General features: G+C 42.5%; 7 protein-coding genes. 4 read left to right on the forward strand and 3 right to left on the reverse strand.

The features are described 5' to 3' along the window. Positions 1–1,002 (reverse strand): substrate-binding domain-containing protein (locus tag G337_RS0117545; RefSeq protein WP_028865050.1); only part of this gene is annotated, 1,002 nt, incomplete at its 3' end. Between the two features lie 347 nt (positions 1,003–1,349). On the opposite strand from G337_RS0117545, the gene G337_RS0117550 reads away from it, so the two are divergent. Then, positions 1,350–2,588, forward strand: a complete 1,239-nt coding sequence (locus G337_RS0117550) for a DUF711 family protein (RefSeq protein ID WP_028865051.1) — start codon at positions 1,350–1,352, stop codon at positions 2,586–2,588. Between the two features lie 131 nt (positions 2,589–2,719). Here G337_RS0117550 and brnQ read toward each other — a convergent pair whose 3' ends face one another. Then, on the reverse strand, positions 2,720–4,045 hold the full coding sequence (gene brnQ, locus G337_RS0117555) for a branched-chain amino acid transport system II carrier protein (protein ID WP_028865052.1): 1,326 nt from the start codon (positions 4,043–4,045) through the stop codon (positions 2,720–2,722). Between the two features lie 850 nt (positions 4,046–4,895). Here brnQ and G337_RS0117565 point away from each other — a divergent pair. Further along, positions 4,896–5,897 carry a hypothetical protein gene (locus G337_RS0117565; protein WP_028865053.1) on the forward strand — a complete coding sequence of 334 codons (1,002 nt, stop codon included), beginning with the start codon at positions 4,896–4,898 and terminating at the stop codon, positions 5,895–5,897. A 237-nt stretch (positions 5,898–6,134) separates the two neighbouring features. Here G337_RS0117565 and G337_RS27845 read toward each other — a convergent pair whose 3' ends face one another. Beyond that, a complete protein-coding gene (locus G337_RS27845) occupies positions 6,135–8,012 on the reverse strand; it encodes a M12 family metallopeptidase (protein ID WP_051303354.1) in 1,878 nt (625 codons plus the stop codon). Between the two features lie 584 nt (positions 8,013–8,596). On the opposite strand from G337_RS27845, the gene G337_RS27850 reads away from it, so the two are divergent. Together G337_RS27850 and G337_RS0117585 are read left to right on the forward strand one after the other, a co-directional pair. Then, positions 8,597–10,612: a M4 family metallopeptidase gene (locus tag G337_RS27850; protein WP_051303357.1), complete on the forward strand. Its 2,016-nt coding sequence runs from the start codon at positions 8,597–8,599 to the stop codon at positions 10,610–10,612. Between the two features lie 424 nt (positions 10,613–11,036). Beyond that, positions 11,037–11,318 (forward strand): helix-turn-helix domain-containing protein (locus G337_RS0117585; protein ID WP_028862239.1); only part of this gene is annotated, 282 nt, incomplete at its 3' end.

Below are 11,318 nucleotides of genomic sequence, written 5' to 3' on the forward strand. Positions count from 1 at the left end.
CGAATGGATTTTATTGACCGAGAAACGTTTTACCAGTGTCGGCTGGAACACTTGATTTTCAGCCGCGTATTCCTCATTTTTAGCCAGTTTAAGCGACAGCTGCGTTGCCTGCTTAGCCATCATGCCGATCGGGTAATTAATGGTGGTCAGCTTAGGATGAACATAACGGGCAATCAGGCCGTTATCAAAGCCGATTAATGACATTTTTTCCGGTACGGCAATATTATTTTCTTCCAGAGCCGCCAGTACACCGGCCGCCATATAATCGTTATAAGCAACAACGGCAGTAATCGGCACATTTTTAGCTAACAGCTCGATCATCGCTTCTTTGCCGCCCCGGTCGCTAAGGTGGGCGTCAAGGGTATAATGGTCCGGGCAGGGCAGGTTATGATCCTGCAGCGCCTGCATATAACCCTCTCGACGTTCATCGGCATCACTGATTTTATGATCTGAATTAATGTAGGCAATATGCTGGTGGCCGTTCTGGATAAGAAATTCGGTGGCCATATAGGCACCTTTATAATTATCAAAACAGACGCAGCGCTCTGCGATTTCCGGAATATAACGGTTAACCAGTACTAAACCCGGTACTTCTTTAGCAAAGTTGATCAGTTCTTCATCACTCAGCGCTTTAGAATGCAGCACCAGGGATTCACTGCAGCTGTTGATCAGCAGTTCAATAGCCTCACGCTCTGCATCTGCATTATGGTAACCATTACCAATTAACAGATGTTTATTATTATCGCGTGCTACCTGGTCGACTGCTTTTAATAATGATCCGAAAAACGGATCGGAAATATCGCTTACTAATACGCCGATAGTATTGGTATTTTTTTTAACCAGCGCTCGTGCATTGGCATTAGGGCGGTAACCTAATTTGCTCATGGCCGCCCGCACTGTTTCTATTGATGTTTTCCCTGCTTTTGGTGATTTATTGATCACTCTTGATACAGTGGCAATTGATACACCCGCTTCCTTGGCCACGTCTTTAATAGTTGCCATCTTTAACTCTCTTAAATTAGCTGTTCAAACGACTTGCAGATAATAATTAATCCACTGATTCGCAGGGAATTGTAACATGAAGATCGCGCTTATCGGCGACTTACAGCTAATCAAGGGAATGATTTTAAGACTTTTTTTGTAAAATTAGATCTGTAGAGGTTAAAAGCGCGCCGGGATCACGTTTTAAGCTGCAGACAAGTCACTTTTACTGCTCTAATTTAGTGCAGAAAGTTATCAGCAGCCGCGCATAGAAGTGCTTAAATAAGTTTGTCTGCTGTTAACAATAAAGGCAGGTTTGGTTATATTACGTTTGTATTTTAAATCATAGACTAAGAGGAATTTTTATAATGAATTATCAATCCCGGGAGTTGTGTAAGTTACGCACGATTACGACATTTTTAGTCTTAGATAAAAACCGCTTAAGCTGGAAAGAAGAGATCCGCAAAGCGTCTGATTTCTGTTTATCTCTCTCGCAAAAATTTATACAGAACGATTATCAGGTGCAGTCAATTCGTATTGTGACCAACGCCTTTGGCGAGTATTTAAATACTCGTGATATCCACACTGCCAAAGCAGATCTGCACTATATCAGCGAGTTATTAAATTCCATTGAATCATCGGGACTGCGTATTCGTTTTGCCGTCGGCGAAGCAAAAACAGCTCATGAGATTTCTTTACTGCCGGAACTGATCCGCTCCTACGGCGATCTGTGTAATGCCTGTGTCAATGTGCCCTTAGATGAAAACGGTTTTCTGGATAATCAGCTGATCATCGACTCTGCCAAAGCTGTTGAGCAGATCAGCCGGATCACCCCGCGCGGTGAAGGCAACTTTAACTTTACGGTTAATTTTAACTGTAAAGCACTGATCCCTTATTTTCCGGCTAGCTATCATGAGCAGACATTAGGAAACCAGTATGTGATTGGTTTTGAAACGCCGGACTTACTGGTGCATGTGCTCAAAGAGTTTAACCAGAAAAACAGTTCACTTAGTCATAATCAATATTATGCAGAATATTACCGTTTGATGAGTGAAGCGCTGCATTATCATGTCTGTGCGGTTAATAAAATTCTGGTCGATTTTGAAAAACACAATAACAGTGGTTTTGTTTTTGCTGGAATAGACAGTTCAGCCGCTCCCTCAAAAGACTGCTCCAGTATGGTGGATGTGTATAAGCAGATGGGTATTCCCTACTTCGGTGCATCGGGCACGGTTGAGGCTTCAGCATTATTAACCCGGGTTTTTAAATCAGTTACACAGGTGCCCTTAGTGGGATTCTCCGGTCTGATGCTGGCCGTTACCGAAGACAGCGGTCTGGCACAGGGCTCAATCGACGGAGATTATGATATTCGCGCACTGCTGACCTACAGCGCGGTGTGCGGTATTGGTTTAGATACCGTGCCCATTCCTGGAGATACGCCGATTGAGAAAATAAGCGCGTTAATGCGTGATACCGGCACCATGGCGTTTCGTTTAAATAAACCCTTAACGGTGCGTGTTTTTCCTGTTCCCGGTTTAAAAGCCGGGGATATAACAAAATTTGAAAGTGATGATCTGTGCAACTGTGCGGTTTTAGCTGTTCCGTGAACGAAACGTAGACTGCCGGGAAAAGCGGAATAATTTTTATTCAATACCTTGGCTCTGCAGCTTAATGTGCTGAGCCAAGGTAATTGCGGACAATCAAAGCTTTGTAAAAACAGCTTATTGCTTAGTTGATTCTAACCATGTGTGGCTGTTAATTTCTGCTGCATTTTAAAGCCGCCGTTTTTCAGGTAAACAGTCTGCACAACACTGACAGAAAGTATGATTAAACAGGGCAGAAACCAGCTCGCATGTGCATCGTATAAAGGTAAGAAGCGGCTGAGAATTCCTGACACGCTTTCCGGCATTATTGCTAATATATTAAGTGCATCGATACCGCCGAAAACAAACGTTGTTAATAGTGTTGTGATATAGGTAACAGAGACTGCTTTTTTGTTAGGAAACAGCAAAGCGGTCAGCACTAACGCGATAGCCGCCGGGCAAAGTACTAAAATAGCAGGAAGACTGACGGACAGAATCTGCTCTAAGCCGAAATTAGCAGTAGTACCGGTAAGAATAACAACTAGGGCTGCGGTGACAGAAAAGCGTGCATTGAAGGTCTGTTTATAATATTCAGCGCAGGCATTGGTTAAACCGACAGTGGTGGTAAGACATGCAGTTACTATAATTGCCGCCAGCAGCCATTGACCATAAACACCAAATGCACCTGCAGTGTAGAGAGTTAATATTTCACCGCCGTTAGATGCATTGGCGGCGACAGATGTTGATGTTGCCCCCACATAGCCCATTGCCGCATAACAGCCGGTCATAAGCAGTGCATAAATTACTGCGACTTTGAATGCGCAGCCTGCAACAGCCTTTGGCTCGGTAACTCCTTTCATGTTGATTGCCTGAATGATCACCCAGCCGAATCCGACCGCGGCGATGGCATCCATAGTCATATAACCCTGTATTAACCCGTGTGTCACAGCATCTGACTGATAATCTGCCGACGGAGCCTGTGCTGAACCTAATGGAAAAAAGATGGCGGAACAAGCCAGCGCCGCCAGCATCACAATTAACAGCGGCGTGATTACCTTGCCGATATAATCGACTAAACGGCCGGGCTGAAAAGCAAGAAGTAATGTAAATGCACAGAAAACCAGCGAGAATAAAAACAGGTGATCACTGGATGTGAAGGGCTTAATACCCATTTCGTAAGCGACGGTAACCGCACGAGGCATGCCGAAAGCCGGACCGATAGCTAAAAACAGTAAAATCCAGAATGTACGTGCTAACCATCCCGGCAGCGCTTTAGTCAGATTTTGTGTGCTGCTGATACGTCCTAAAACAATAAGCGTAAAAGCGGGTAAACCAACCGCGGTAATCAAGAACCCCAGCATGGCCGGAAACAAGTTTGTGCCCGCTTCTAAACCCAGCGAGGGGGGAAAAATCAGGTTGCCCGCGCCAAGAAAAAGGGCGAATGTCATTAAGCCGATGGCAAGTAAGTCGTGTGTTTTCAATGGAAGTGTCCTGTATTGTTTTAGTTAGGACCGTCAGTTGAGCTGAAAAAAAAAGAAGAAGGGAAATACGACATTTTCCGTCAGCCTGGCTGACGGAAGTATTCGCCAGCCTAGTTAATAATCACTAGAATAATGGCGATAATAATATTTGCTGCTGCGCGCAATACAGCATCACTGAATAGTTTCAGAGAAGTAACAGATTGTTTGGCTGTATAATAAAGCATAATTAAACCTAGTTCTTTGTATCGGCGCACCTTCAAGATATAAGTATTAATTCGCGATGTAAATTATTTTTTGTTTTTTTACCGCAGATAGGCCTTAACTGCTGGATTTATCTACAGTCTCCAGGTTTGTAATACGGCTTAAAATCTAATTGTCGGTTTTTATTACATTCACAAGTAGAGCCATTACAGGGAATATTTTAAAAAGTTTCTCATACTGAATTCTCCTTCTTCATACTAAGCACTAGTTGTGTTTCGTAACTTATTGATAAAAAATTGTAATTTTTCCCTGTCATAACTGCCCGCAATATTAATAACAGCCGCCTCGAATTCTGATTAATTATTTTAGTGATAACAAAACAAAAACAGATCACAGCCTGTATTTTTTGTCTTAGTCAGTGTCGAATAAATTAACAGCACACCCGAAAAAAGCTCGTAAGTGTTTGAAAAACATAAGTGGCATATGTTTTGCTGCTTGATTATCAGAGTTAGACTGCCGTTCGCAGGAGCCGTCTGCCGGTCAAATTCGACACTAGCCTGTGCTTCTATATGTGATAAACAGCTTACTCAACAGACCTGAATCTGATTCCGCAGCATCTTTGGATCTGCGGCAATATATGGAGAATATTATGAAAAGGATATCGGCTTTTATCATAACCTGCTTGAGTTTTCTTACTATACAGGAGTTGTCTGCCGCCATAATAACCGAGGATCTTGATTTTCACGCACCTCAACAACTTATTATGAATGGTGTCGGCTACAATACACAGTTTGGTGCGGCTGTTGGTAATTCAGGAGCAGGTTTTAGTATTGATGTTGCAACATCTGGTGTAATGAATGCGGATTTTAACAGCAGACTGCAGGTAATCTATCCTGAAGAGGTGGATCCTAGCGGAGATACGACCCTAGGTTTGGTTTTTAGAGGAGATAACAGCGGTGGTGGTTTTGAAACATCAACTGCAGTCGGAATGAATCTTGGCTGGTACGCGAATCTCGGGAATATTGTAAATAAGTCGGGTAATTTATACAGCGCGAGCATTACTGGTTTAAATACTTCTGAAAGCTTTGGTTTTAGGCCGACCCTGCAGACCCCTTACAGTGACTGGGGAGGAAGAGAGATTTTAGGAGTTGAGGTATCATCTTCGCCGATTAGTCTTGAAGCCGGGGTATCGTTCAGTCTTGAGCAGGATACTACTTTTGTTGCCAATGCACTGAGCGGGATAGTGAGTGCCGTTCATCGAGATAGTGGTGTAGAGCAGCTGTCTCCTTTCAGTATTTCCAGTTTTTCACCAGTAGGCATTCCTTATTACCTTCCTGTCAGTCTGCCGATGCAAGGTTTCTGGGATCTGCAGCTTCAGGATATTCGCTTACAAAACTCGGTAGTGGTTGATGTCGATTTTGAGCCGTCAGCTTATATAGATATTGATGGAGTATTTGTGGATGAATACTGGCAGTGGGATCTGGATATTGACCTTGCAGATGTTAATACCAGCCTTAATTTTAATACGTTTAATTCAAAAGTTTTTTCTACTTTCACGCTGCCGGAACCGAGAATATGGTTTCTGCTGATGCTTGCTTTACTGTTAACGCTAAAAAGTACAGCTGTTTCCGCGAGGAAAAACATAGATTGAGGTTTGATGCCGGGCTGTTCACTTGAGTTCCTGTGCGAGTATGAAAACTGAACCGGGTAAGCGATAGAAAGCCTGCAGTTCCGCAGGCTTTTTTATTCATACCCATGTCCGCGTAGAAAGAGATTAACTCGTTCCCATGCTCCGCGTGGGATAGACATAGATTGACGCTTGGTGCACAGCTGGTCAATTTGAATTTCCATGCAGAGAATGGGAACTGAGTGTTTAATTCATTTGTCTCTATTTCTGCAGTTTAAAGGTGTAACGGCCTTTGCTCTGGCTGTCCCAGCTGAAAACTTTAAACTGATAATAACCTTCGCTGACATTAATAGTAATAGATTCATCGGAATTGGGAGTGGTTGAACTGGCGATGTCATACCATACCTTTTTCTCCTCGTCCCAGCGCTGCAGGGTTAATTCAAAATCGGAATTATCCGGCCCTTGAAGTCTTGCCTGCAGCTGTCCTCCTGAGTATTGAAACCAGTTATTGTCGGGCTGAATATCCACTTCGGAGTTTGTCGACAGTTCGCCTGTATAGTGCTCCGGAGCAGTTAATTCAGTGACAAAAAGCTGCACATCTTTAATATCATCCCAGGCAAATACCCGCACAAAATAGTCGCCTGCCTGTGAATCGATAGTACAGATTTCACTGCTGTTTTCTCCGGTGCTTTTACAGTCAAACAGTTCTTTACTTGGAATATCACCCATTTTTACGTACAGATCAGCGTCTCCGCTGCCGCCCTGAGTTTGAAAGTTAAGGCGTGAGCCTGATGCTGCCTGTGAAAATTTAAAGCATCTGCTGCTTTTAGCTCCCGCGGTGATGTTTTGAGCAGCTTGTGTCGTTATATCAAGCAGCGGACAGTCTGCAGGTGTCTCTTTTAGTTTATAAGAAGCAGTTAGGTTTAAGTTGTCATATGCCTGATAGGCAAATAAATTAATATGCAGGAATCCGCCTTCGGCTGTGCCTGTACAAGTTTCATTGGAATTTTCTCCGGCAGATTTACAGTCGTAGCTTTCACTGTCTGCAGTGCCGTTATGACGTACCAGCAGATCGGCATCGCCCGTTTCTCCTTGGGTAGTAATTTGATAAGATTCACTGTTATCGGGTAACAGAACCTTAAAGCACAGTTCACTGTTTGTATCTGCACTTAAATTCAGCGTTTGACCGTTAGCTAATATTTTTACCTCACAAACAGGTTTTGAGGAGCTGCCGTATATATAAGCAGCTGCCGTTATATCCCCTGCGCTTAACTGCTGAGCATTGCCTACAAGTCTTGGGTCTATGCTCTTGTCCTTGATGGATATTGTGCTTCTATTACCGATACCAAAGGCATTAGTTCGATAATGCATAATGGAGTAATAATCATATGGTCCGTAGTCTTGCCCTTGTTCCCGGGTGATTTTTTGAAAGTTGTAACTCATATTTGACTGGATATTCTGCCAGAAAATATCTATGTAGGAGTCACGGTCGGACCGAGTCTGTTCATGAAACAATCCGACTGCATGTCCTATTTCATGTATTGCGGCTCCTCGTCCGCAGTTTCTGGCCAGGGTTAATGTCTGGCGTCCGCCTGCACGGCCGACCCAGGAACTGCAGCCCCCTCCGTCGACAACACTGAGATAATCATTCTGCGAGGTGCGCGCTGTTAGTTTTACATTCGTTGTAGAATTCCAATGATCGACTGCATATAAAAAATCTTGACGGGCTTGTGCTGTCAGTGAACTTTCAAGCTGATAGGGAACTTCGCCGTTCGGCCATTTATAACCGGAAGTCGGATAACGAATAGCTGAACTGGGGGGCTGATCACCGTTATTATTCACAGCGGTTGTGCTTATGCCGTCAGCCGCTGCAATATCTAATCCATTACGTTTTAATTCGTCTGTTTTCCCCAGGATCATATCTCCTAGATAAGCCAGGCCGTTAATATCAACAACATTTAAAACGGCGCCGTTTTTCAATTTAACAGTGAATAATTCTCCATTGTTATAAGCGAATGTATTCACTGCCTCCGCTCCATTATCTGCTGACAGGACATCTGCAGATAATGAGGTTATGAAACAGGTTGAAAGTAAAGCCGCTGCTGTCGTTTGCGTCATGAGTATTTTATTAAAATTCATAATAATCCTTAATTTTCAGTTGAAATTAGAGTTCTATATAAATTTATTTTCTGGAAGTACTTGATTAAATTAAGTTAACCCTGCATACGTGGTCAACACTAGGTCATTTAATTAACTTTTCAAGGCGCAGGTAGAAAGCGCACCTGCTGGTACTTTTTTTCTTTCTAGCAGATCACATTTATATTGAATTTTTTATATATCCAGACAATTTCTTTCTCTGTCTCAAATAACAATCTCTCTTTGAATTTAATAAATACTGCTCAGCAAAATCTGAGCCACCACCTTTTAATCTTGGTTTTTCTTTGATCTGTTTATGATCTTTTGTGACAGTGGATCGTTTTTTAAACAACTCATAACTTTTCTTGTTGTTTTAAAAAAAAGCGGGAGTAAAGTGAGCGCGTGTAACTTTTCTCGCATGTAAGAAACAATGACATACAGTCAGTGGTTAGTCTTTGTGTTGTTGGATATAGTCATTACATATTAAAAGGTTATAAGTGAATATTTATTAATTTTTAGAGAGAAGGAAGTGCAATAGGTAAAACGGTTTTATTTATACGGAATGTATTATTATTATGGAGAAAAACATGCAATATAGATTAAAATATTTATCTGTCGTTATTGGTTTAACTTGTGCGGCAACAATGTTTAACGCTAACGCTGCTGGTGACGTGGATTTGTCAATGACAAATAATGTACAAGAATTTCAGTCGGCAACTTCTGTAAGAACCCTTAAAAATATATTAAGCAATGATGACTCATTTGCCTTAACTGGTAATGAAAATTTTGTTGTTACTGATTACTGGGTTGATGAACTAGGTAAAAGCCATACCCGGTTTGATCAGCTGATTGACGGTATAAAAGTTTATGGAACGAGTATTACTGTTCATGAAAACCGCAGTGACGGTAATACATTAATGGCAGGCACAGCTTCTAGTAATGTATATTTTATCAGTGGTGCTGTGGCTGAAAATAAGACTGAAAACATATCTTCTTTTACTGCAGAAATTGCCTACGATCCGCAGGCCAGTCTCGCTGCCGCTGAAGTTATCGGGGATGTAGTGAGTGAACCAGAGCTTGCTTATGTCTATCTGCCTTTATCAAAAGAAACAAAACTTGCCTACCGTATTGAGGTTAAGTATTACTCAACAGCCGGGCTGTCTCACGATGTAATTTTCTTTGATGTCAACAGTGCCGAGCTGCTGACACGTGATGCACTGGTTTTTCATAGTAAGCAGTTAAAAACCTACCTGATGCATAATAAAGAGTACAGCGACAGCTCTCGTCCCGGCACGTTAGAGTGTTCGACGGGCCAGACCTGTAACGATGCTTCAGCACAGCGTGCACACAGCGGCGCATCTGAAGTTTATGATTTTTATAAAGAAAAATTAGGGCGTAACGGCATTGATAACCGTGATATGACTATGATTTCAAGCGTGCATACGGGAAGCCGCTGGAATAATGCCGTCTGGTATATGAACCAGATGTTCTATGGAGACGGGGATGGCAGCCAGTTTACCGATTTCACTAAATCATTTGATATTATTGCTCACGAGCTGACTCACGGGGTTACTCAGAATACGGCGAATCTGGCCTATAAAAATGCATCGGGTGCATTAAATGAAGCCTGGTCAGATATTATGGGCGCGGCGGCTGAAGCTTATCATCGTAATTCACTGCAGCCTAACTGGGCGATCGGCGCCGGTTCATATACTCCGAATAAACCGGGCGATGCTTTACGTTATATGAATAATCCGACTAAAGACGGTTATTCAACAGATTATTATCCGGAGCGTATTGCTTTTACCAATAACCCGACCCAGCAGAATGACCGCGGCGGCGTGCACGGGAATTCAGGTATTGCCAACTTAGCCTTTACTCTGGTTGTTGACGGCGGCACACACCCGCGTAATAAAACAACCATTACAGTTGAGAAGTTAGGGTTAGAAAAGGCGCAGAAGATTTTTTATCGTGCACTAACGACTTATTTCAATGCATCGACAGACTTTTTCCAGGCTAAAAGCGGCACCGCTCAAGCTGCTCTGGATCTGTATGGTGAAGATGCCAAGAAATCTGTCGAAGCCGCCTGGTGTGCTGTTGGTGTGGGTGAATGTGCAGGAACGACGCCGACACCGGATAAAGAGCTGGAAAACGGTGTAGCAGTGAATGGACTGCAGGCGTCAACCGGCAGTGATATTGTCTATACCATGCAGGTGCCTGCAAATGCGCAGAATATCAAGTTTGCCATTAACGGCGGCACGGGAGATGCAGATCTGTATGTTAAGTACGGTGCACTGCCGACAGACCAGACCTCTGACTGCAGCCCGTTAAAAAATGGTAATGCAGAAACATGCTCCATGACACAGGACAACGGCACTTATTATGTACGTGTTAAAGCCTATGCGTCATTTGCTAATGTCAGCCTGACAGGATCTTACACTACGGAGACGACCCCTGTTCCAGAAGGTGCCTGGGATGCAGGTAAAATATACCTTGCCGGTGATATCGTCACTTATAACGGCAAAACCTACCGGGCTTTATGGTGGACCCAAGGTCAGGAGCCGGGTACTGAACAGTGGGGGCCATGGAAACTGCTGGATTAATCCGGTAAATAAAACAGTGTAACTGCACTTTAAATGTAATTTTTAAACGGCCTTTGACTTTACTCATAGAGTGATTCAAGGCCGTTTTTTGTTTTTATTAGATTTGAAGCCGTAAAGGGCTAGCAAAGCTTATGCTTATAATATTAAGGATTTTCATCCTTTTGGAGAATTAACTATCAATTGCCGAAATATTTCTTTTGCAGCTCTCTATATGTTTGTGTCTTTATAATTTCATTAAGTGCATCCTGAAATTCAGTTACTAAAATGTCGGGAATATTTTTATAAAATGCATAACAGACGGGAGTTTTCTGGAGAACAAACACCGTTTCAAAGTCTTTAGTATTCACTCCAAGTTTGTTAATCCATGTGTAATACCAATCCCATTAATTTTGTGATCTAATATGAGCTCTTCAAAGGAGCACATATGATCCCAGATTTTCCTAACCTTATTCAATCCACATCCAATGCTAGATTACGAATGAGATTATTAGCCGTTTCTCATTTCGTTGATGGAAAGAATCGAACTGAAATAGCAAGATTTTTAAAAGTAAGCCGTGTAAGTGTGAATAAGTGGGTTAAAGCCTATTTAGATTTTGGGGTTGATGGACTTTTTGAAAAAACGCATACCGGAAGACCTTCTCGATTAACCGCAGATCAGAAAATACAAATAAAGCAATACATAACAGAAAATGCTATTAAACCAACA

The organism is Psychromonas aquimarina ATCC BAA-1526 (assembly GCF_000428725.1).
Taxonomy (GTDB): Bacteria; Pseudomonadota; Gammaproteobacteria; order Enterobacterales; family Psychromonadaceae; genus Psychromonas; species Psychromonas aquimarina.

Coding starts and splice junctions, on each gene's coding strand:
- G337_RS0117550 (WP_028865051.1), top strand. CDS start 1,350: ATGAATTATCAATCCCGGGAGTTGTGTAAGTTACGCACGATTACGACA.
- G337_RS0117565 (WP_028865053.1), top strand. CDS start 4,896: ATGAAAAGGATATCGGCTTTTATCATAACCTGCTTGAGTTTTCTTACT.
- G337_RS27845 (WP_051303354.1), bottom strand. CDS start 8,012: ATGAATTTTAATAAAATACTCATGACGCAAACGACAGCAGCGGCTTTA.
- G337_RS27850 (WP_051303357.1), top strand. CDS start 8,597: ATGCAATATAGATTAAAATATTTATCTGTCGTTATTGGTTTAACTTGT.